This is a genomic window from Hymenobacter sp. BT559 (assembly GCF_017571525.1).
GTDB lineage: Bacteria > Bacteroidota > Bacteroidia > Cytophagales > Hymenobacteraceae > Hymenobacter > Hymenobacter ginsengisoli.
In genome coordinates this window covers 149,066-171,473 of the sequence record NZ_JAGETY010000007.1, presented here as the reverse complement: position 1 = coordinate 171,473, position 22,408 = coordinate 149,066, and the positions used below count along the sequence as shown (strand labels likewise).

Annotated in this window: 20 protein-coding genes; 7 read left to right on the top strand and 13 right to left on the bottom strand. The window is 61.2% G+C overall.

Going from position 1 to position 22,408, the window contains the following annotated elements; genetic code table 11:
- Positions 1-3: 3 nt before the first annotated feature.
- The 7 genes from J4D99_RS11725 to J4D99_RS11695 form a co-directional block, all read right to left on the bottom strand.
- Positions 4-1,560 (bottom strand): BamA/TamA family outer membrane protein, encoded by a 1,557-nt coding sequence (locus J4D99_RS11725; RefSeq protein WP_208131898.1) that lies wholly within the window; start codon positions 1,558-1,560, stop codon positions 4-6.
- Positions 1,561-1,569: 9 nt separating this feature from the next.
- Positions 1,570-2,247: a CBS domain-containing protein gene (locus tag J4D99_RS11720; RefSeq protein ID WP_208131897.1), complete on the bottom strand. Its 678-nt coding sequence runs from the start codon at positions 2,245-2,247 to the stop codon at positions 1,570-1,572.
- A 180-nt stretch (positions 2,248-2,427) separates the two neighbouring features.
- Positions 2,428-3,228, bottom strand: coding sequence for an alpha/beta fold hydrolase (locus J4D99_RS11715; protein ID WP_208131896.1), 801 nt, complete (start codon positions 3,226-3,228; stop codon positions 2,428-2,430).
- Between the two features lie 101 nt (positions 3,229-3,329).
- Positions 3,330-3,923 carry an anthranilate synthase component II gene (locus J4D99_RS11710; RefSeq protein ID WP_208131895.1) on the bottom strand — a complete coding sequence of 198 codons (594 nt, stop codon included), beginning with the start codon at positions 3,921-3,923 and terminating at the stop codon, positions 3,330-3,332.
- A 10-nt stretch (positions 3,924-3,933) separates the two neighbouring features.
- A complete protein-coding gene (locus tag J4D99_RS11705; RefSeq protein WP_208131894.1) occupies positions 3,934-4,455 on the bottom strand; it encodes a CvpA family protein in 522 nt (173 codons plus the stop codon).
- An 89-nt stretch (positions 4,456-4,544) separates the two neighbouring features.
- A complete protein-coding gene (locus J4D99_RS11700) occupies positions 4,545-5,009 on the bottom strand; it encodes a GatB/YqeY domain-containing protein (RefSeq protein ID WP_208131893.1) in 465 nt (154 codons plus the stop codon).
- 63 nt (positions 5,010-5,072) lie between these two features.
- Positions 5,073-6,098: a hypothetical protein gene (locus J4D99_RS11695; protein WP_208131892.1), complete on the bottom strand. Its 1,026-nt coding sequence runs from the start codon at positions 6,096-6,098 to the stop codon at positions 5,073-5,075.
- A gap of 145 nt (positions 6,099-6,243) precedes the next feature.
- Between J4D99_RS11695 and J4D99_RS11690 the strand changes: the two genes are divergently transcribed.
- From J4D99_RS11690 to J4D99_RS11680, 3 genes are all read left to right on the top strand, one after another.
- The gene (locus J4D99_RS11690; RefSeq protein ID WP_208131891.1) at positions 6,244-6,966 is read left to right on the top strand and encodes a pyridoxine 5'-phosphate synthase; all 723 of its coding nucleotides are present in this window, start codon (positions 6,244-6,246) and stop codon (positions 6,964-6,966) included.
- Between the two features lie 87 nt (positions 6,967-7,053).
- Positions 7,054-8,736: a M61 metallopeptidase family protein gene (locus J4D99_RS11685; protein WP_208131890.1), complete on the top strand. Its 1,683-nt coding sequence runs from the start codon at positions 7,054-7,056 to the stop codon at positions 8,734-8,736.
- Positions 8,737-8,871: 135 nt separating this feature from the next.
- A complete protein-coding gene (locus J4D99_RS11680; RefSeq protein WP_309509617.1) occupies positions 8,872-9,900 on the top strand; it encodes a hypothetical protein in 1,029 nt (342 codons plus the stop codon).
- Positions 9,901-10,033: 133 nt separating this feature from the next.
- Here the strand turns inward: J4D99_RS11680 and J4D99_RS11675 are convergent, their stop codons facing one another.
- From J4D99_RS11675 to J4D99_RS11660, 4 genes are all read right to left on the bottom strand, one after another.
- A complete protein-coding gene (locus J4D99_RS11675; protein WP_208131889.1) occupies positions 10,034-11,605 on the bottom strand; it encodes a DHA2 family efflux MFS transporter permease subunit in 1,572 nt (523 codons plus the stop codon).
- Positions 11,606-11,688: 83 nt separating this feature from the next.
- The gene (locus tag J4D99_RS11670; protein ID WP_208131888.1) at positions 11,689-12,816 is read right to left on the bottom strand and encodes an HlyD family secretion protein; all 1,128 of its coding nucleotides are present in this window, start codon (positions 12,814-12,816) and stop codon (positions 11,689-11,691) included.
- Positions 12,817-12,886: 70 nt separating this feature from the next.
- Complete coding sequence (locus J4D99_RS11665; RefSeq protein WP_208131887.1) at positions 12,887-13,276, bottom strand: universal stress protein; 390 nt, start codon at positions 13,274-13,276, stop codon at positions 12,887-12,889.
- Positions 13,277-13,363: 87 nt separating this feature from the next.
- Positions 13,364-14,749 (bottom strand): TolC family protein, encoded by a 1,386-nt coding sequence (locus tag J4D99_RS11660; RefSeq protein WP_208131886.1) that lies wholly within the window; start codon positions 14,747-14,749, stop codon positions 13,364-13,366.
- A 187-nt stretch (positions 14,750-14,936) separates the two neighbouring features.
- Between J4D99_RS11660 and J4D99_RS11655 the strand changes: the two genes are divergently transcribed.
- The 4 genes from J4D99_RS11655 to J4D99_RS11640 all read left to right on the top strand — a co-directional run bounded on the left by J4D99_RS11655 (position 14,937) and on the right by J4D99_RS11640 (position 21,553).
- Complete coding sequence (locus tag J4D99_RS11655) at positions 14,937-17,111, top strand: sigma-54-dependent Fis family transcriptional regulator (protein WP_208131885.1); 2,175 nt, start codon at positions 14,937-14,939, stop codon at positions 17,109-17,111.
- Positions 17,112-17,210: 99 nt separating this feature from the next.
- A complete protein-coding gene (gene radA, locus J4D99_RS11650; RefSeq protein ID WP_208131884.1) occupies positions 17,211-18,611 on the top strand; it encodes a DNA repair protein RadA in 1,401 nt (466 codons plus the stop codon).
- A 301-nt stretch (positions 18,612-18,912) separates the two neighbouring features.
- On the top strand, positions 18,913-20,424 hold the full coding sequence (locus J4D99_RS22195; RefSeq protein WP_208131883.1) for a TlpA family protein disulfide reductase: 1,512 nt from the start codon (positions 18,913-18,915) through the stop codon (positions 20,422-20,424).
- A 106-nt stretch (positions 20,425-20,530) separates the two neighbouring features.
- The gene (locus J4D99_RS11640; RefSeq protein WP_208131882.1) at positions 20,531-21,553 is read left to right on the top strand and encodes an SPASM domain-containing protein; all 1,023 of its coding nucleotides are present in this window, start codon (positions 20,531-20,533) and stop codon (positions 21,551-21,553) included.
- Positions 21,554-21,742: 189 nt separating this feature from the next.
- Here the strand turns inward: J4D99_RS11640 and J4D99_RS11635 are convergent, their stop codons facing one another.
- Positions 21,743-22,084 (bottom strand): hypothetical protein, encoded by a 342-nt coding sequence (locus J4D99_RS11635; protein ID WP_208131881.1) that lies wholly within the window; start codon positions 22,082-22,084, stop codon positions 21,743-21,745.
- Between the two features lie 117 nt (positions 22,085-22,201).
- Positions 22,202-22,393, bottom strand: coding sequence for a FeoB-associated Cys-rich membrane protein (locus J4D99_RS11630; RefSeq protein ID WP_236018630.1), 192 nt, complete (start codon positions 22,391-22,393; stop codon positions 22,202-22,204).
- Positions 22,394-22,408 lie beyond the last annotated feature (15 nt).

Below are 22,408 nucleotides of genomic sequence, written 5' to 3'. Positions count from 1 at the left end.
TGCTTAAATGGGAAAGGCCGTGCGGAAAAACACGCCCGTACTGGGGTAAACGGTGAGCGTGCGTGTGAGCTCGACGCAGAAAACCCGGTCGTAGTACGTCACCAAATGTAGCCCCAGCCCTACCGAAGCCAGCACTTGGCCCGGCAGTTGATTGGTGGGCGATTGATAGCGCCCCACGCTGCCGCCTGCTACGCCCGCATCGGCAAAGGCGTTGAGGTACAGGGCTAGCGGCAGCGTGCCTACTTTGGGGTTGTGCAGAAACGGCAGCCTGAGCGGCGGCGGGGCCCAGGCCCGCAGGCTCAGGCCCTGCTGCACCAAGACAGACGTGCGGCCTTCGGCCACGTAGATATCGTAGCCGCGCACCAGGGTTTCGTAGCCAAAGCTGCGCGCATCGGCATAAGCCAGGCTAGGGGCAAATAGTCGGGTTTGGGCGCTCAAGCCACCGGCGTAGTAAAAGCCGTGGCCCAGGCTGAGGTAGCGGGCGTAGCGCAGCCGCGCCGTAGCGTAGGCCGGCAGGCGCTCGCCCCCCGTAAACTGCCGAAAGCTGAGGGCAGCCTGCATAAATTGCCCGGTGAGTGGATAGGCGAAAGTATTACGCTGGTTGTTGGTCGTAACAAGGCTGGCTTCCAGGTATTGGCGCTGGGTTAAGCCGAGGTAATAGTCGGGGTTGAGCTGATAGATGAGGTCGCTGATTTGCTCGCGGTGATACGACACATCAAAGGCCGATATCAGCTGCACGGTGTGGCGCAAACGCAAACCACCCGACACGTAAAAGCGCTGGATAGGGAAAGCATTCGTTTCGGGCTCGTCAAGACTACGACGGCGGTCAAACAACGCATTATAGTCGAGGTTACGGCTCTGAAAGTAAGAAACGGCTAGCCCCGCCCCTATCCGGCGGCGGCGCCCGAGGCCTGGCGCTTCATAAAACAGTTCGTATTTGCGGTTAAAGCCAAGCTGAATATTAGCCGTAAGCTGCTCGGCACGCCCCCGGAAATTGGTATCTATTAGATGTAAGCCATAGTCGATTCGCTGCCACCGGTCAGCCCGGGTACGCCAAACGTTGAAATCCTCCCCTAGCGACAAAATCGGAGTCGGTAAAATATACCAGCGCTCCTGCATATTGAAAAGCACGGTAAGCTGGCCGGTACTGCCGCAGCTGGCCTGCGCCAGCACCGCATGAAAGAGCTGCAGATTGAAAAGCCGGCGGCGGTTGGCTTCGAGTCGGCTAGTCAGGTCAGCCACGGTCAGCGAGTCGCCTTCGTGAAAATCAAGCTCGGCGCGCAGGGTGCGCTCGCGGGTGCGATGGTTGCCCACAAATAAGATACCTGACACCCGCACCCGGCGACCGGGACAAGGGCCTATGCGCACCAGGGTGTCGGTGGGTGCCACCACCGGGGCCAGCGCGGGTGGGTGAGCCTCGCGGCTGAGCTCGCGCAGGCTATCGGGCGGGGCTGAGAGGTGGGGCGTTTGGGCGCGTAGTGCGCCAGCCAACCCTAGCAGCATCAGGACCAGCAGCCGGCTTACAGCAGTGACAATAGAAAGCCGGACGCGGTGCTTCACCCCGCAAAGTTAGACGCTGAGGTAGCGCAGCAGCGCGTCGAAGCGCTCCTGCTCGTCTTCGCCCGCCACGGGCGTACCGCTAAACTGCGCCGACACCACGTAGCCAAACCGCTCGAGCGTGGCCGTAATGCGGGCCAGGTTATCAGTATTGAGGCGCAGCGTGAGGCGAATGCGGTAGGGGTCGTGCTCGTCGGCAATGACGTGGGCCGAGAGAATCTTGGCGTTGTTCTCCTCCACGTAGCGGCTGATTTGCGAAAGCGAATAGTCGCGCTCTTCCATCGTGAGCACCAGAATGCTGCCCTGCCCCGCCACGCCGGGCACCGGACCGAAGGCGGCCAGCGCGTCGCTCACCGTTACGACGCCAGCGTACTCATGCTGCTCATCAAGCACGGGCACGAGCTGAATTTTCTGCTCAATGGCCAGCTCCATCACCCGGTAGAAGTGCTGGTCGTGCTGCACATGCACGTTGGCGTAGCCGAGTGGCAGCTCGGCCAGCTGGGTATCGGGGTTTTCGTAGTCGGCCAGGTCGTGCTCGGTGATGAGCCCGCGGTAGCTGCGGCCCGCTAGCACGGGCAGCTGGCCCACATGGAACTCTTCCAGCCACCGCGCGGCCTTGGAGGTCGTGTCGGTGCCCTTCAGCGGCGGAATCATCTGATTGATAAGGTCTTCGGCAAGCAGAGCGGGCATAAATACACAAGCTAAAAAGCGGGCAACAAACAGCACACGGGCCTAAAACCTGAGCCAATAGCCGGCAGCGGCAACGTGCGCCGCACCCTGCGCGGGGCTACACAAGATAGGACTACTAACGGGTGGGAAAGGTTGCTAGTTGGGCAGAAAAACCAAGACTGCCCTCGGCCAATATAACAGCTAGCGCGCCGAGTTGGCGGCCTGCGCCTGTGCAAGCTGCACCGTAGTGCGCCGCAAAAAACCACCTAGCCAGTGGTTGAAGCCGGCCGGGCGCTCCATCATGGGCGCGTGGCCGCAGTGGTCGAGAAAACGCAGCTCGGCCTGCGGCAGCAGGCGCTCAAAATCGTGGGCTACCGAGGGCGGGGTAATGGTATCGTTCAGCCCCCACACCAGCAGTACCGGCACCTGAATGCGGTGCAGGTCGCCGGCTAGGTTGTGGTGCTGGGCCGAACGCGCAATGCTAATCATGCGCAGGCATTTGGCGTTGGAGTTAGTCACCGCAAATACCTCGTCAACCAGTTCTTTGGTGGCTACGCTAGGGTCATAAAACGTATAGCCTACCCGCTCGCGCACAAAGCTGTAGTTGCCGCGCTTCGGGAACGAGCCGCCCATGCCGTCCTCAAACAAGCCACTGCTGCCCGTGAGCACCAGCCGGCTCACCCGGCCCGGGTTTTTGAGGGTGTATACCAGTGCGACATGGCCGCCGAGCGAATTGCCCAGGAGCGTAAACTCGGTAGGTAACTGCAGCTTTTCCACAAAGCTTTCCACATAGCTCACCAGGCCCGGCACGGTGGCCTGCAGCAGCGGCATATCGTAGACGGGCAGCACCGGGATAATGACGCGGTACTCGCTTGAGAACTCGGCTACCACGTCTTGCCAGTTGCTAAGGGCCCCAAAAAGCCCGTGCAGCAGCAGCAATACCGGCCCCTGGCCTTCGTCGACGTAGTCAAACCCGTATTGCTGCTGGCGGCGAAGCTCCATGATTCTTGGTTTAGCGTTTCTCATTTTTGTCGTTGGTGCCTGACTTTCAATTGCCCGCCAAATGGGCCGCACGCAACCGGCACTCTTCACAAAAAATCAACCTATGCAATGTTACAACAAGCCAGCCAATTTGCCAGCCAACGTAGGCCGTGGGTGGTAAGCAGGGCCTCGGGGTGAAACTGCACACCGTAGAGCGACAGCGTGGCGTGGCGCAGCGCCATCAGCTCGCGGTCGGCATCGGCGGTGAAGGCTAGCGGCAGCAGGCTAGCGGGCAGGCTGGCCGCCTCCAGCGCCAGCGAATGGTAGCGCACCACGGGCTGGCGCCGGGGCAGGCCGGCCAGCCAGGGGTCGTCGCCGAGCAGTTCAATGTCGGACACCTTACCGTGCCAGGGCCGGGCCGCCCGGCGCAGGCTAGCCCCAAAAAACTCGCCCAGCGCCTGCTGGCCCAGGCACACGCCCAGCATGGGCACCCGCTGGTAAAACTCTTCGATAACGGCCAGCAGATTGCCGGCCGTGGCGGGCGAGCCGGGGCCCGGCGACAGCACAATACCCTGAAACTTTAGCGCTTGCAGCTCGACCAGGGGCACGTCGTTGCGGCGCACCAGCACCTCGGCCCCCAGCTGGCGCAGGTAGTCGGCCAGCGTGTGGGTAAAGGAATCGAAGCTATCGAGCAGGAGCAGGTTCAACTTATGCATGAGCAACGTATCACATTGCTCCTTTTAGCCGGGCTAGCAGGTTGTGGGCAAAGGGCAGCACGTAGCCGGTAATTTGCAGGGCTAGCGGCGTGGCTTTTACCACCCATGGCAATACCACCGAGCCGGTAGTGAGGCCCGGTGCCAGCAGCGGCAGCCCCGCCAGGGCTGTGCCGTGCAGCAGCAGGCTGAGGCCCAGCAACCACTTGAGGCCGCCAGCCGCGGCGCCCAGCAAGTGGTCGAGCACCCCAAGGGGCGTGAGGTGCACGGCTTTTTTCACGAGCCCGCCCAGCAGGTGCACGCCCCACATAATGGCCACCAGCACCAGCAAAAACGCCACCAGCGGCAGCAGCCCAAACAGCTCGCCCAAATAGGAGCGCACTACCGGAATGGCCGCGCTCAGCAGGCTCAGCCCGCCCACCACACCCAGCACAAAGGCTAGCAGCGACACCACCTCGAGCACCAGTCCGCGCCGGTAGCCCTTGACGGTGCCCACGGCTAGCGGTAGCAGCAGCAGTAGGTCGAGCGGGGTCATCGTGGCAATGGGTAGATGGGTGAGTGAGCGAATGGGTGAATGGTTATGCTTATTCACCCATGCACTCACTCGCCCATTTACTCATTCGTTTAGAAGTCGGTGTTGTTGAGCAGCATATTCACTACTTCCGAAATGCGCTTGCCATCGGCTTGGCCGCTGAGCTCGCGAGCGGCTACGCCCATCACTTTGCCCAGGTCGGAAGGGCCTCTGGCGCCGGTGCGCTGAATGATGGCGACGAGCTTCTGTACGAGGTCGCCCTCGCTAAGCTGCTGGGGCAAGAACTCTTCGATAATGGCTAGCTCGGCCAGCTCGGTTTCTTCGAGGTCGGAGCGAAATTGCTCCTTATACGTAGCGGCCGACTCGCGGCGCTGCTTGGCGGCTTTGTTGAGCAGCTTCAGCTCCTGGTCGGCGCTGAGGCCGGTGGCGCTGGCGCCCTCGGCGGTTTCGGCCAGCAAAATCTGCGATTTGATGGAGCGCAGGGCCGTAAGGCGCACTTTGTCTTTGGCCAGCATGGCCTGCTTGATACCGGCGTCGATGGTTTCTTTGAGAGGCATCTTGGGGAGTGGGTAAAAGAGAGAAGAAACCGAGCCGTTAGGTGGCCCGGCACAAAAAAGTACTTAAGCACGTGGGCTAGCCAGCTGCTGCCGCAGCTCGGCCGGGTTATCTACGTAAATGGCGAGGTAGCGCACGGTGCGGCGCAGGCCGTACAGGCCCCGCACGGGCTGCGGCGTGGCTAGGGTCAGGAGCAGGTTGGGGGGCGTGAGGAGCAGCCGGGCGGTGTTGAGCAGGCCCGGCGCCTGGGCCGGTGCTTCGGTCAGCGGCTCGGCGCGCAGCACCTGTTCGCGCGCTAGGGTCAGCCGCCACATCAGGCCCACGCGCACCGCCAGGGTATCGGCCGAAAGCACTACCGGCCGGCACCTTACCGCCTGCCCGTGGGCCCACAGCCAAAGCAACGGGTAGATACTCAGCCCCGTGAGCCACCAGGCCGCCACCGGCCACCAGTGCCCTACTACCAGGTGCACAGCGGCCATCTCGACCAGGCTGAGCCCGGCAAAAGTGGCGAGCAACGCCGGAAACCCCGACTGCCGGTAAGTGGTAAACACTACACCGTTAGCGCTCACTTCGGGGCTAGCCCAGGGGCCGAGCACCGCATAACGCAGCACGGCCACTTCGGTCACAATGGCGGCGGTGAAGCGGCCTAGCACCGGCTCGGCGGCGTGGTGCAGGTTTTCTATAAAATCGGGCGACTGTAACCGGGCCGCTTGATAGCCGCGCCAAACGCGCCGCGCCCGCACGCCGGCATAACCTATAGTAGCTACCTCAGCCACCGCCGCCAGCCGGCCAGCCCAGGCCATCAGCGGCAGCGTAGCAGTGGGCAGCAGCCAGTGGCTAAGGGCTAGCCCCCCACCCAGCGCTACCGCCAAGGTGCTGAGGGGTAGCTGGTAGCGCCGCACTATGAGTAAGTAAAACAAGCCTGGCAGTACCACCAGCAGGTCGCAGGCCACGGCCGGCGGCAGTGCCGGGTGCTGGCTGAAATCAACCCGATGCACCACGGCGTACTCGGTGGCTACCAGCGCAGCCGCCAGCACCCCGAACCATAGCCCAGGCCCTAGCCGGGCTGGCAAGCGAAGCGAACTAGTCATGCGATGGCAGGTTTAGCTAAGTAGGCGGGCCAAAGGCAACCGGCCCGCAAATGTACCTTGCACCGCCCGCGCCGCTGCTTACTAGCAAGTAGCCAGCCCGCGTTAGGGGGTACATCCGCGAAATCCGTTTAATTCGTTTGAATCTGTGGTCAAGCTAAGCGTTAACATCAATAAAATTGCCACCCTGCGCAATGCGCGCGGCCTGCACGCCCGCCCCGACCTGCTGCAAGCCGCCCGCGACATCGAGCGCTTCGGCGCCGAAGGCATTACGGTGCACCCGCGCCCCGACGAGCGCCACATTCGCTACCAGGATGTGCGCGACCTCAAGCGTATCGTCACCACCGAGCTGAATGTGGAGGGCAATCCCACACCCGACTTCCTGGCGCTGTGCCGCGAGGTGCGCCCCGAACAGGTGACGCTGGTGCCCGACGCGCCCGACGCCATCACCTCCAACGCTGGCTGGGACGTGGTGCAGCACCAAGGTTTTTTGCGCGATGTGGTAGCCGAACTCAAGAGTTACGGCGCCCGCGTCAGCATCTTTCTCGACCCCGACCCTAGCCTAGTAGACTCCGCCGCCAGCACCGGCACCGACCGTATAGAGCTGTACACCGAGGCCTACGCCCGCCACTACCCCACCGACCGCGCCGCCGCCGTGCGGCCCTATGCCGACACCGCCCGCGCCGCCGTGGCCGCTGGCCTGGGCCTGAACGCCGGCCACGACCTCGACCTCGACAACCTGGCCTACCTGGCCCAGGAACTGCCCGGCTTGCAGGAAGTGAGTATTGGCCACGCGCTGGTGGCCGACGCACTGTATCTGGGGCTGGAGAATACGGTGCAGTTGTATAAGCGGCAGCTGCGGGCCCGCTAGCCGCGCAGCGTAGCACTACAACCTGCGCTTTTTGGCTTGAGCAAAACAGGTACCCTAGCTTTGCTTGGGTTCCCTTTCTCTCGCACCATGCCTTCCTTTTTGCAGCGGCTGCTTTTGCTGGCGCTGGGGCTGCACGCGCTGGCCGGCTGGGCCGCCGGCCCGGTCCTGACGCTGCACCTGCGCCCTACCTACGCCCAGCCGGGCCAGGCCAATGGGCTAGGCGTGTCCTATAGCCTATCGGCCCCCACTGCCAAGCCCCGGCTGCTCGACCTGCGGTTTGCGATGCTGGTTCCGTTTCTAGTGCGCAACGCAGACCAGGTAACAAACCTGATTGTGACCGATGCCCGAGGCCAGGTGCCGATGGCCAAGCCCACCATACGCGAGGCCAACGGCGAAACCACGCAGCACTGGCCGGCTAGCCGGCCAGTGCTGGGCACGGTGCACGTAGCCTACCGGGTGCCGGTGGCCAGTGCCATTGCCCCCAAGCGGGGGCCGCACGTCGACTTGCAGGCGGCGGGTGGCGGGGTGGCCGGTGGCGGCCAGGGCTTCTTGCTGCTGCCCGCCCTGCCAGCTGCGTTTACCCTGCGGCTAGTGTGGCAGCTGGCGCCCGGCACCACGGCTGTTAGCTCGTATGGCGCCGGCGACCTCGTGGCCCAGACTACTGCCGAAGAGCTAACCAATGCGCAGTTTTTGGCTGGGCCGCTCTACCACTACCCCGCCCACCCTAGCAACCACGGCTTTAGCGCGTATGGCCTGGGCAAAACCGCTGCCGAAATGGACGCGCCAATGGCCGCTGCCGAACACGTGTACGAGCTGCAGCGCCAGGCTTTTGGCGGCTCGGCAGCGCAATCGTTCCGGTTCTTTTTCCGCTCCTACGCGGGTAGTCCGTTTTCGAGCGGGGTGGCGGCGCCCGGCTTTTTTATGATGTACCTGCCGCCGCAGGTTAAGCTGAGCGATGTGCACGAGCGCGCCACCATTGCCCACGAGATAGTGCACGCCTGGGGCCTGGGCCTGAAAGCTAAGCCGCTGCTTGACGACTGGTACACCGAAGGAATTGCTGATTATTTCGCGCTCACCCTGCCCTACGCGGCGGGTCTTTATTCGCAGGCCGACTACCTCGCACTCCTCAACACCGATGCCAGCTGGTATTATACGAATGCCCAGCGCCTCACCCCCGACCGCGATGTGCCCGCTGGCAAGTGGGCGGGCCGCAATGCCTGGACGCTGTCGTACGCGCGCGGCATGCTCTACTTCGCCAACCTCGATGCCAAGCTGCGCCAGGCCGGCAGCCCGCACACGGTGCTAAGCTTTGCCAACGAGCTTTTGAAGATGCAGCGCGCCGGGCACGCGCCCACGGCCCAAGACTGGGCTGCGCTGCTGGGCCGCGAAGCCGGGCCGTGGGCCGTGGCCGACTGGCAGGCGATGGTAGACGGCCAGCTGCTGCGCCCCGAGCCAGGCGCCTTCGGGCCGGCGGTCGTCAGCCAACCCGTCAGCACCGGCTTTTTCGACCTGGGCTTTGCCGAGCCGGTATCACTTTTGGCCGGCAAGCGCATCAAGGGGCTGGTGGCGGGCTCGCCGGCCGCCATGGCCGGGCTGCGCGAGGGCGACGAGCTGCTGGAAGCCGTCAACCTGATTCCGGTGTATAGCAGCTTCCAGCAGCCCATCACCCTGCGCGTGCGGCGCGGTGCCGAGGTGCTCTCCATCACCTACCAGCCCCGCACGGGTCAGGCCCAAGCCTGGGAATGGGTGGCCGCCCCTAGCCGGCCCTAGCGGTGGCGCTCTTGGTGCGGCCAGCTACCCGGCGCATGTGTTTTTGCTGAACTATTGGCCGGCTTCGCGAAGTAAGTGCGGCCAGCAGCGCCGGTTGGGCTTAACTTGCAGCCTCATTTACCTAGCTCAACTATAGTGCGTTTACGTTTTCATTCGGCTTGGCGCGGGGCGCTGGGCCTGGGGCTGCTGGCCGGCCTGGGCCTATCAGCCTGCAACCGCTCGGGCCAGGGCGAGGCGGCCACCGACAAAGCCGACACCCTAGCCACCAGCAACAAGCCGGCCCCCGTCGACACCCTCAAGCTCAAGCGCCAAGCTATGCGGCGCGACTCGCTCAAGGCCGATAGCATTGCCAAGAAAACCGGCCAGCTGCCGGGCTCGCTGCTGCCGGGCCACCGCATTGTGGCGTTTTATGGCAACATCCGCTCGAAGGGCATGGGCATTCTGGGCCGCGAGCCCAAGGCCCAGATGATGCGCAAGTTCGACGGTGTCTTGAAAGAGTGGCAGGCTGCCGACCCTAGCCTGCCCGTGCTGCCGGCCTTCCACAGTGTCACCATCACGGCGCAGGGCTCGCCCGGCGCCGATGGCAAGTGGCGCCTGATGAACTCGAAAAGCACCATCGAGGAAACGCGCCAGTGGGCCCGCGAAAAAAACGCCATTCTGTTTCTGGATGTGCAGGTGGGCTGGAGCGACCTCGAGCACGAGCTGCCCAAGCTCACCGAATACCTCAAAGACCCCATGGTGCACCTGGGCATCGACCCCGAGTTTGCCCTGGGCACGATGCACGTGAAGCCTAACCGCAAAATCGGCACCTATGATGCCAAGGACGTAAATTATGCTATCAACTTTCTGGCCCGCATCGTGAGCGAAAACCACCTGCCGCCCAAGATTTTGATGGTGCATCGCTTCACCCGCAAAATGGTGACCAATGTCAAAAACATCAAGCTCGACCCGCGCGTGCAGGTAGTGATGGACATGGACGGCTGGGGGGACCCCGTGCTCAAGCAGGATTCGTACAAAGCTTACATCGAAAAAGAGCCCGTGCAGTTTACCGGCTTCAAGCTCTTCTACGAGTACGACATCAAGCCTAAGCCCCACCACATGATGACGCCTAGCGAGGTACTGACCAAGCTCAACCCCAAGCCGCTCTACATCCAGTATCAGTAGGGCGGCGCTAGCCCCTCAAAACCAAAAAAGGCTTCCGGCACTATGCCGGAAGCCTTTTTTTATATAACCTAATGCCTAATAATCGCCACCTAAGTAAGCCACGTAGCGACCCTAGGCAAAACGCGGGCCAAGCTTAGTGGGCCGCGTTGAGGTCGATTTTCTCGCCCACCTTCGGGCGCTTGATAAACACGATGAGCGGCACGCACGCCAGGAAGAAGTAGCCGAGCGCGTAGAAAATCTCGGTGTAGGTAATCAGCGATACCTGCTTCATGAGGGTGCCTTCGAGGGCGGCGTAGGCAGCCTGCTTGGCCTGGTCGAGGGCTAGCCCCTTGTTGAGGAAGCTTTGGGTGAAGGCCTGCACGCGCTGGGCCGTCTCGGTGTTGTAGAGCGAGAGGTTGGGCAGCAGCGACACCCGGTTGTGCTGAACAGTGCGCTCGAGGTAAGTGCCCACAATGGCCACCCCAAACGAGCCGCCCAGCTGGCGAATCATGCCGGTGAGGCCGGCAGCCTGCCCGGCATCGCGGCCTTGCAGGCCCGCGAGACTCATGGTGGTAATGGGCATAAAAATCAGCCCTAGCCCCACCCCGCGCACAATGAGCGGCCAGAAGAAGTCGTGCTCGCCGGCAGTGGGCGAGATGCGGCTGCCCATCCAGAACGTGAAGCCGAAGAAGATGGCGAAGCCCACCGGCAGCATGAATTTCTGGGGCACGCCGGCCATCAGCATCCGGCCCACGATGGGCATCATCAGGCCCGAGGCCAGGGCGCCGGGCAGCAGTATCCAGCCGGTTTGCTCGGCCGAGAAGCCCAGAATACGCTGGGTGAAAATCGGGAATACAAACACGGAGGCAAACAAGCCGAAGCCGAGCACAAACGAGAGGAACGCCCCCACCGCTAGGTTGCGGCTCTTGGTAAGCACGCGCAGGTCCACAATCGGGGCCTTGGCCGTGAGTTCGCGCCAGATGAAGCCGATGAGGCCAACGGCGGCCAGCGTCGCAAATATCCGGATGGAGCTGTCGTCGAACCAGTCGTTGGATTCGCCTTGCTCCAGCACGTACTGCAGCGAGCCTACGCCCATTATCAATAGCCCAATGCCCCACCAGTCAATTTCGCGCAGCGGCCGCGGAATCGCATTCTTAATGCGCTCGGGGTCGCGGATGAACAGGATGGTGAAGATGCTGGCCAGAATGCCTACCGGCACGTTCACGTAGAAAATCCAGGGCCAGGAGTAGTTTTCCACAATGTACCCCCCTAGCGTGGGGCCGATGGTGGGCCCGATAATCACGCCCATGCCAAACAGGGCCTGGCCTAGCGCCAGCTGCTTGGGCGGAAAAGTGTCAATGAGAATGGCCTGCGAGGTAGCCATGAGGGCACCGCCCCCGACCCCCTGAATAAAGCGGAAGATAACCAACTCGGTGAGCGAGGTGCTCTGGCCGCAGGCCATGGAGGCCAGCGTAAATAAAATGACTGACGCCAGGTAGTAGTTTTTGCGTCCAAACTGCTCGGCCAGGAAGCCGGTCATCGGAATCACAATCACGTTGGCGATGGCGTAGGAGGCAATAACCCAGCTTACTTCCTGCTGCGTAGCCGAGAGGTTACCCATCATCTGGGTCAGGGCCACGTTCACGATACTGGTGTCAATGAGCTCCAGCAAGCAGCAGAAAACCACCGTCACGACGATAATCCACTTTCTAAATCCGGTTTCCATAGTACTTGGTTAAGTAGTACTGACTGTATAACTCATGTCCTGGCAAGTAGCACAGGTGCTGCTTGCCAGGACAATCTAAGAAATTACTTCACCGCCACGATGGCGTTCACGCTCATACCCGTGCGCAGCGGGTGGGCGGGGTCTTCCTTGTTGAGGACGATTTTGACGGGTATGCGCTGGGTCACTTTCACGAAGTTGCCAGTCGAGTTGTCGGGAGGCAGCAGGGCAAAGCGGGCGCCCGTAGCGGCCGACAGTGACTCGATGTGGCCATCAAACTCCTCGTTGGGGTAAGCATCAATTTCGAGCTTCACCGGCTGGCCCACCTTCATGTTTTCGAGCTGGGTTTCTTTGAAGTTGGCTACTACCCAGGTGCGGGCGCTGCTCACTAGGCCCACCAGTTGCTGGCCGGGGCTTACTACCTGGCCAGGCTGCACGTTTTTGCGGCTCACAATGCCATTGGCGGGCGCTACGATGGTGGTGTAGCTCAACTGAAGCTTGGCGTTGTTGAGGTCGGTCTGGCGCTGCTTCACCACGGCCTGGGCCACGGCTACTTGCTGCTGGGCCTGGGCTACCTGCTGCTGCGCAGCTGCTACTTGGTTGCGGGCCACAGATACTTGGTCCTGGGCCGTGCTTTGCTGGGCGCTGGTCGCTTTCAGATTGGCCGCCACGGCGTCGTATTCGCTCTGCGGAATGATATCCTGATTGCGCAGCTTGGTGCTGCGGGCCAGGTCTTGCTGCAAGCGGGTGCGATTGGCAGCGCTCACCCCAATGGTCGTTTGGGCAGTGCGCACGTTGGCCTGGGCAGTACCCACGCCAGCCTGAGCGGAGCTAACCCCCGCGCGGGCGGCGGCCACCTGCGCCTGGGCGGCTAGCAGGGCCGCCTGGGCGGCATCGACGCGCTGCTGGTAGTCGGCCGGGTCGATGGTCACGAGCGTGTCGCCCCTTTTTACTATCTGGTTGTCATCGACATACACTTTCAGCACGGGACCGCTCACGCGGGGCAGCACCGGGTAGATGTCGCCTTCTACCTGAGCATCGTCGGTGCTTTCGTGCGCTTCGGCAAACCGGTATTTGGTCCAGCCAAAATAGCCACCAACGAGCAGCGCGAGGGCCACTATAATGATTACGAGCGGGTTGCGCTTCTTTTCGGGTTCCAGCGGCTCGGCCACGGCGGTCGGAGGGGCGTCTTGGAGTTCGGTCTGGGTAGCCATGAGAATATGGGAGAGGAATTGATTGCGGATTATGAAGGAATTGCCTGCTGGTGTAACAAGCAACCGGGTATTATTCTCTTACGAGTAAGGTGGGGCAAGGCGCAGTGCGCACAACCATTTCGGCCGTATTGCCCATTAAAAAGCGGCTGAGGCAGGTTTGGCCGTGCGCCCCAATCACGATGAGGTCGGCATGGTGGCGCTCGGCCTCGGCCAGGATGGTCGGGGCTGCCTCTCCATGCACCGTATTGGTATACACACGGCTAGCCCCGGCAGCCTCGGCGGCCGCACGGTGCGCGTGCAGCGAAGCCTCTATCGCGGCTGGGGCCGGCACGGCGGGCTCCTGCACATAGAGCAGGCGCAGCTCGGCCCCGGTGCCCACGGCCAGCGCGGCAGCGTAGGCCACCAGCGCGGCCGAGGCGGCCGAGAAGTCAAGCGGACAGAGAATGGTGGAGAGCGTCATTTCTTACTGGTTAATTAGTAATGGATAATGGTCGTTTCAATCAGGCACTTTTCATCAAGCACTGACCACTAGCCACTTGTCATTAGCCTATTGCCAAATCTGCTCGCCGGTGGCGCGGCGCAGCTGGTACTGGCCGAGCGTGTAGTTGTACATTGCCTGGGCGCGGGCTAGCCGGGCCTGGGCCAGCTGGGTTTCGGCGTCGAGCACGTCGAGGTTTTGGCCTACGCCGTAGCGGTAGCGGCCACGGGCGCGCTCCAGGGCATCGGTGGCCTGCGCCACTTGCTGCACGGCGTTGTCGTAGCGCGCCTGGCTGAATGCCATGTTGTTGGCAGCCTGGCGCACATCGGCGCGGATTTGCTCCTGCGTATCCTGCGTCTTGGCCTGCGCGGCGCGGTAGTTGGCGGCGGCTTCTACCCGCTGCTTCCGGTTTTTATTGCCGTCGTAGATGGGCACCGACAGCTGCGCCACGCCCACCGTGTTGAAGCGCACACGCTGCAAGGCATCGGCAGGTGCCACGCCCGGAATGAGGTAGCCGTTTTTGCCACCCGCTTGCACACCTACGCCCAGCACGGGCAGGTTGCTCTTAGCGGTAAGCCTGCTTTGCATGTCGGCGCTCACTTCGGCGTCTTTGGCCAGCTTAGCCTCGGGGCGGTTGGTGGCAGCCTTGGCCAGCTCGGCTTCTACATTTACCGTTTGGGGCTCGTAGGTGAGGCGACCACGCACCGGAATGTCGGCTTGCTGGGGCTTGTGCAGCAGGCGGGCCAGCTGCACCTGCTGGTTTTGCAGTTGGTTCTGCAAGTCCAGCTTTTGATTTTGGGCCTGCGTGATGCGCACGTCGGTAGTCGTCACGTCAAACTTGGTGCTCACGCCGGCGTCCACGCGCTTCTGCATTTCGTCGCGGTGGGCCACCAACGAGGCAATCTGCTGGTCCTGTACCCGAATGCTTTCGCGGGCAAACAAGATGTTATAGTAAGCCTGCGCGGCGCTGTAGGCCAAGTCGCGGCGAGCTACCAGCACGTTGTCCTGGGCGGTTTGCACCTGCGAGCGCGACAAGTTGGTTGAGGCCGCCCGCTTGCCGAAGTCGTAGAGTTCGTACTGCGCCGTGAGGTGGGCGTCGTAATTGTTGTTAGGCGCAAAAGACAGCACATCGCCGCCCGGCGCCAGCTGAATCTGCGATACCGGGTCGATGCGCGTGTAGGTAGCCGAGCCCGTTATCTGGGGCAAAAAGCCCGCCTGGGTCTGCGAGAGGCGGCTGGTAGCCGCGTTGGCCAGCTCGGTGAGGTTGGTGATGCCGGGGTTGGCATCGAGCACGGCCTGCACCGTGCTGCCGAGGGTCAGCGAGTCGCTCACCAAGCCAATGGCCTGGCTGGCCGCTGGCACACTGGGCTGATTCTGGGCCAGGGCCGGCTGGGTAAGCAGGCCACCCGCTAGCGTCAGCCCCGCGAAGCCGGCAAGTTGATATCTAGAAAACATAAGCCAAGTGGCGTAGTAGTGTGCCCTCCGCTTACCTAACCGCGTGCCAACTGGCTGCAGCCACTGTATTTTCTTGTAAGCTGCTTATCTACTGCTAAATAGGCAAGCCATTTTTTATTTTGCCCCAATTAAAACAAAAATAAATTTACAGGGTTTCCTCATATGTCAGGAATTACCCCCAAATGTAATGACTCTTCATCCCAATCAAGACGAATCACTGCTGCTGCACTTGAACGAGGCCATTGCCACTATTCGCGACAAGGACCAGCTTTTTCAGATTATCGCCCGCAAGCTGCGGCTGATTTTTCCTTTCGAGATGATGGGCATCAGCATCTTTGACAAGGAACTCCTGAACAAGCGCTTGTTTTTCAAGGACTACTCTAATATAAGTCCGCCCGAGCCTACGCCAGCCAACATAATCAGCTTCACGCCTATTGCCGGCTCGCCGGTTGAGCTTCTGGTTGCAGACCCGCGCATCCAGCACATCGAGCTGGGCGAGTACGTACGTCAGTACGCTGACTTCGAGCCTTTTCAGCGACTGATGCGCCAAGGTATCCGCTACATGACCATGGTGCCCATGTGGCTCAATGGCCAGCTGACTGGCTACCTCATTCTTTCTACTATTCGGCCGCCCGCGTACTCGGCAGCCGATGAGCAGCTGCTCGAAAAAATAACTTCGCTAGTTGCGGTTGCGGTGCGCAACTCGCTTGATTTTGAAGAAGTAGCGCGCCGCGAGCAGCAGCGCACCCTGCAACTCAACGTCACCAACGCCTTACTCAGCATCAAGCAGCGCGAGCCGCTGTTTCGAGCCATTGCGGAAGAATTAGAGCAAGTAGTGCCATTCGATTATTTTGGCATCCGGGTGCAGCGCGCCGGGCACCGTGAGGCGTTTGAAGGCTTTGCTGAGTTTGCCCGCCCTAATGATAACCCCACTGGCGACCTAGTTGCGCTCGACCCCAACCGGCACCAAGGCAACCGGCAGCAAGAAGTGGCCGCCATGTACAAGCAAGTAGGCGGCATGTTACAATTGTCTGGTCTTTACGCAGGCGACGATTTTCGACAGCTTGCCGTGCGCTATCCGGCCATGCGCAGTGCCTATGATGAGCACCAGGTGCGCGCCATGATGATTGTGCCCATCTGGCAGCGGGCCGACATGGCAGCCGTCCTGATGCTGGCCTCGCCCGTTCCCGACGGCTTTACAACCGAGAGCCTGGCCACCGTGGAGGCCTTAGTGCCGCAGATAACGCTAGCCCTCGAAAACCTGTTTGCCTTCGAGCAGATTGAAGAACTGAAGGCGCAGGTAGAGCAGGAGCGCACCTATTTGATTGACGAAATCAACACCGACCGGCCCGTCGATGGCTTGGTGGGTACCAGCCCGGCGCTGCAGCAAGTGCGCCAGCGCATTGCCCAGGTGGCGGGCACCGACGCCACGGTGCTCATCACCGGCGAAACGGGCACCGGCAAAGAAGTAGTGGCTAGGGCCCTGCACCAGGCCTCGCCTCGCCACGGCCGGGCGCTGGTCAAAATCAACTGCGCGGCCCTGCCAGCCCAGCTTATTGAGAGCGAACTATTTGGCCACGAAAAGGGCGCCTTCACGGGCGCCGTGGAGCGGCGCATTGGCAAATTTGAGCTGGCCAATGGCGGCACTATTTTTCTGGACGAAGTAGGCGAGCTGCCCCTCGACCTGCAAGCCAAGCTGCTGCGCGTGCTGCAGGAAAAAGAGTTTGAGCGCCTGGGCGGCAACCGCGTGCTCACCACCGATGCCCGCGTGCTGGCCGCCACCAACCGCGTGCTCGAAGATGAAGTGCGCGCCGGCCGCTTCCGGGCCGACTTGTATTACCGGCTCAATGTGTTTCCGATTCAGCTAGCCCCCCTGCGCGAGCGCCCGCAGGACATAGCCCCCCTGGTGCAACACTACCTGGCTAGCCTCAGCAAGCGCTTGGCACGCCCGCCCCGGCCCGTTCGACCCGCCGACATGGCCGCGCTGCTGGCCTACCCGTGGCCCGGCAATATCCGCGAGCTGGAGCACGTACTTGAGCAGGCCATCATCGTGAGCCAGGGCCAGTGGCTGGAGTTTGGGGGCTTTGCGGCCGGGCCGGTGCTCCGGGCGCTGCCGCCCGGCCCGGGCCCGGCCGCCGAGGTGGTGTCTAGCCCGGCACCCGCCGCCACAGCAGGGGCTAGCGAGGCTCCTATCAAGACCTTGCGTGAGCAGGAGCGCGACCATATCCTGGCAGCGCTGCATCGCACGGGTGGGCGCGTGAGCGGCGCGCAGGGCGCTGCTACACTCCTCGACATCAACCCTAAAACGCTGGAGGCACGCATGAAGAAGCTAGGCATCCGGCGCACAGTAGTGGCTGGCTAGGCAGGCCTAGCTCGTGCCGCTGTGGTGGCACAGGCTAGGGTGGCTACGGCAACTTTTTTGGCCTTTTTTGCCTTATTCTTGCGAATAATTTTAGCAAGAATGGCCAAGGCAAGAAGTGTGTTTTTCTGTCAGAACTGCGGCGCGCAGTCGGCAAAATGGATAGGGCGCTGCCCCTCGTGCGGCGAGTGGAACACCTACGTAGAGGAAGTGGTGCAGAAGGAAACTGCCGCTACCACTACCGGCCAGTGGAAACCCGCCAGCACCGTACCTGGCGGCAACCTGCAGAAAGCCGCTAAGTCGCGGCCTTTGGCTGATATTCAGCACGAAGAAGAGCCGCGCATCCTTACGCCCGATGGCGAGTTGAACCGCGTACTCGGTGGCGGGCTGGTACCCGGCTCACTAGTGCTCATCGGCGGCGAGCCGGGCATCGGCAAAAGCACGCTGATGCTACAAATAGCGCTAGCCCTCAAAAAGCTCAAAGTGCTGTATGTGAGCGGCGAGGAAAGCGAAGCCCAGATAAAGATGCGCGCCGAGCGCCTGGCCGACGGCCAGCACCCCGGCTGCTACATCCTTACCGAAACCAACACCCAGAATATCTTCCGGCAGATAGACCAGGTGCAGCCCAACGTGGTGGTTATCGACTCTATCCAGACCATGCACTCGACGCTCGTGGAGAGCGGCGCCGGCTCGGTGAGCCAGGTGCGCGAGTGCACCGCCGAGCTGCTGAAGTACGCCAAGGAGACGAGCACGCCGGTGCTGCTCATCGGCCACATTACCAAAGATGGTAGCATTGCGGGTCCCAAAATCCTGGAGCACATGGTGGACACGGTGCTGCAGTTTGAGGGCGACCGCCACCTGAGCTACCGCATCCTGCGCACCATCAAAAACCGCTTTGGCAGCACCTCAGAGCTAGGCATTTACGAGATGCAGGGCACTGGCCTGCGCCAGGTGAGCAACCCTAGCGAAATTCTGCTGTCGCAGCGCGCCGAGAGCCTGAGCGGCATGGCCATCGGCGCCACGCTGGAGGGCAACCGCCCACTGCTGGTAGAAGTACAGGCCCTGGTGACGCCCGCCACCTACGGCACGCCCCAGCGCAGCAGCACCGGCTTCGACGCCAAGCGCCTGCAAATGCTGCTAGCGGTGCTCGAAAAGCGCGCCGGCCTGCGGCTAGGCCAGCACGATGTGTTTCTAAACATTGCGGGCGGCCTGCGCCTCGACGACCCGGCCCTCGATGCGGCCGTATGCGCCGCCGTGGTGAGCAGCCTCAACGACCTACCCATACCGGGCGACGTGTGCCTGGCCGCCGAGGTGGGCCTGAGCGGTGAGATGCGCGCCGTTCCCCGCCTCGACCAGCGCTTGGCCGAAGCCGAAAAGCTGGGCTTTCGGGAGATGTACGTGTCGCAGTTCAACGGCCGCAACCTGTCCGAGCAAGACCGTGCCGGCCTGCGCATTCAGGCCGTGAGCCGCCTCGATGAGGTGCTCCAGGGTTTGTTTGGATAAAGCAGGCTAGCGGCGGCGCGCCGGGTTGGGAAAGTGAAAATTTAGGCTCGGCTTTTGGCTGAATCAAATAGCTAATAGTACAATTTCAGGGCATTTTATTTTTGCCCTGAAGTTGTGCTAGGTGTGTGCATTACGTGCCTTATCTTCGATGCCGTAATTGACTTTTACCGAGAAAGCGGATAGGTACACTTATTACACCTGTTTGTTTATTTAGCTTATTCAGGCTCGTTGGCCTACGTCCTGCTACTATATGAAACTAACATTTACGTGTCTTTTAACCTGGGTAAGTAGTTGGGCATTGGTGTCGGCAGCTTCGGCGCAGGCACCCGCTAGCCCGGTGGCCAACATCGCTGTGCTAACGGGCCGTGTAACGAGCCCGACTTCGGATACCGTAGCCGTATCTATCCACGACAGCCCGTTTGATAGCAAAGAGCGCATTAGCTACGCGCGCTTGAATGAGAAGGGGGAGTTTCGCCTCAGCATTCCGGTTAGCGGCTCCACCAAAGCAGATTTGGTGTACGGCGATGCCGTGGCCGACTTGTTTCTGGACCCCGGCACCGATATGGATGTGCGCTTTAAGGCTGACGACCTGCCCGGCACGGTGAAGTTTCGGGCCAATGATGTGCCTACGGGCTTCGCTACCAAGCTGCGCAACAGCGCTAACCTGACCGACGCGCAGCGCCACCGCCAGCAGATGGCTAACGCCAACTCGTACCTGGCCGAGTTTGACGAGCAGTTTGTTTCGAACGATGGCTTTCAGGTATTGCCCGATAACATCCAATTGTACGAAGCTCCGTTCGTCTCTTTCCTCGACTACCGCATTAAGCACGAGCGAAACTTCCTGGAAGACCGCGCCGCCCGGCAGTCTTTTACCATCGATTTTTATAACTATGCCAAGGCGGAGATTACTTATTCCAACGCTAACGACCGCCTGACCTTCCCCGATTTGCGCGAGCAAGTAGTAAGCACCGAGGGCCGGATGACGATGACGCCCGGCTACTTTGACTACCTGCGCGACCCTAACCTGCTGAACGACCAGACGGCCATCGGCAACGAGCAGTTTCAGGAGTTTTTGCTCAACTATGTTCACTACATGGCCGCGCAGCAAAAGCATCAGCGCACCGACCCCGATTTCTATCCGTTTTGCTACGCCCTCGCCAGCAAGCGCCTCAACGGCCAGATGAAGCTGCTCACGCTCGGCCGCATTCTGCAAGAGTCGTTTCGCTTCGGGCACGTGCGGCAGTCGGCTGCTATGCTCGCCGATTTTCGGGCACTCGACACTAAAAAGCGGTACATCGCAACGCTCGATAACGACTTTACCAAGCACAAGGCGCTGGCTATCGGCTCACAGGCGCCCGATTTTCGCTTGTTGTCGGCGGCTGGCGACTCGGTACGGCTGAGCAGCTTTCAGGGCAAGCTGGTATACCTGAACTTCTGGAAAACCACCAACGGCCTGTGTCTGCGCGACTTAGCCTATGCCCAAGACTTGGCCAAGCGCTTTGAAGGCAAAAACATTGTGTTTGTCAATGTGGCGCTCGATGAGCTGGAGTTGCCCTGGAAGCAGCTCGTGACGATTAAAAAGCTGCCCGGCGTGCACGTGCGCGCCACCGGCGGCCTGCGCTCGGAAGTAGCCAAAGCGTATAATCTTCAGGAAGTGCCGACCTATATCCTGCTCGGCGAAGATGGTACCATCCTCAATCCCAAGCCTAAGCGCCTGAGCAGCCGCGCCGCGGTAGACGAGATAAACCAGTCGTTTGGCCGGGCCGGCGTGTATAGCGCAGCCGTGGCGCAGCTGCCCGGCGCCCCCAAATAATTTTGGTCTGGGCCTAGCCCCAAAGACAGGCGACCCGGCCCGGTGAAAACTTCCGGGCCGGGTCGCCTGTCTTTGGGGCCTAGCGGCTAGCGCCGACCTTTGCCCTATGCGCTCTACCTTTCACGACGCCGTTTCTTTTTTGCGCAAAGCCACGCCCACCCGTGTGCTCAACGGGGGGCAGGTGGTGGCGTCCTATATCCTGAGTCGGCTTACGGGGCGCGCGCGCGCCTGGGGCCTGCCCGTAGCGCTTTCTTTCGAGCCCACCACCAGTTGCAACCTGCGCTGCCCCGAGTGCCCTAGCGGGCTGCGCTCCTTCACGCGGCCTACGGGCATGCTGCCGGCCGAGCTGTTCAAAAAAACAATGGATGAGGTGGCTAGCCGGCTGTGGTACCTCATCTTCTACTTCCAGGGCGAGCCTTATTTGCACCCGCAATTTCTTGATTTGGTGGAGTATGCCAGTAAGAAGGGCATCTACACGGCCACCAGCACCAACGCCCATTTTCTAAACGAGGAGAACGCCCGGCGAACGGTAGAAAGTGGCCTGGACCGCCTCATTATTTCGCTCGACGGTACCACCCAAGAGGTATACCAGCAGTACCGCGTAGGCGGCAAGTTGGAGAAAGTATTGGCCGGCACCCGTAACATAGTGAAGTGGCGCAAGCAGCTGAAGAGCACCACGCCGCGCATCATCTTCCAGTTTCTGGTAGTGCGGCCTAATGAGCACCAGATTGAAGACGCCCGGGCACTGGCCCAGGCGATGGGCGTAGACGATGTGTGGTTTAAAACTGCCCAGATTTACGACTACCAGCAGGGCTCGCCGCTCATTCCTACTATCGACTACTACTCGCGCTACGCCAATAATGGCAACGGCACCTATAGCCTGAAAAACAAGCTCGTGAACGGCTGCTGGAAAATGTGGCACTCGTGCGTAGTGACTTGGGACGGCAAGGTGGTGCCCTGCTGCTTCGACAAAGACGCTGAGTACCGCCTCGGCGATAGCCAGCACGAGAGCTTTCGGGCGCTCTGGCACGGCCAGAAATACCAGGGCTTCCGGCAGGCGCTGCTCAAGGGCCGCGACCAGATAGACATGTGCCGCAACTGCACCGAGGGCACCAAGGTGTGGGGCTAGCGCTACCTCTATCTCCTCAGCATCAACTAAAATCTATCGGTATCTCCGCTCCGCAGCTTGGGCTAGTCATTGTTTACAATAAGCTAGCCATCATACCAAAAACAGAAGAAGCCGCCAATGTAGGCGGCTTCTTCTGTTTTATCAGGCGCATTAGCCTAGCGGGCGCCTCTGCGCCGAGCCGGCTGCGAGCTATTTCTTGCCCTTCATCAGGTTTTTGCCCAGCGATTCTACTTGCAGAATGAACTGGTCTACATCCTCGTTGGCGTAGGTGCCATAGGCCGACGATACAGTGCCTTTGGCGCCGTCAGCAGTTTCAATAGCATAAAGGATGGCCATATCGTCGGGGTTGCTTTCGCCTTCAAAGCGGAAGTAGTCCACAATCGTCGTCTCCTCGGGGCTGAAAGTGCGGGAGCTCTGGTCGTCCATGGTGGTGAGGCGGCCATCCTGCACCGTAAAGTCGTGGGTGTAGCCTTGGCTTTTCAGCTTTTTCTCGACGGTAGTCATCGAGGTCATTTCTTCTTTGTCCTGCATGGCGGTAGGTGTTTTCGAGTGGCGAAAGATGTGGCGGGCCCAGAAACAGGCCGCCCCGGCTATACGGAGCCGGGGCGGCCGGGGATTAATCAAACCTACAGTTTTTAAGCCGCCAGATTAGTGGCTGGCCGTGCGCGCCTCAATAGTGCGCTGCAAGGCCTCTACATCGAGGGCCGCGCCGCAGGCGCCGCCGCAGCCTTTCGCACAGCCCGCCTGGCCCTTAGCAGCGAAGACTAGCCACAAGCGCCGGCCCAGGTAAAACAGGGCGGCGGCAAATAGCGCAATGATAATGAGCAGTTGAGCGTCCATGATGAAGATAAAACC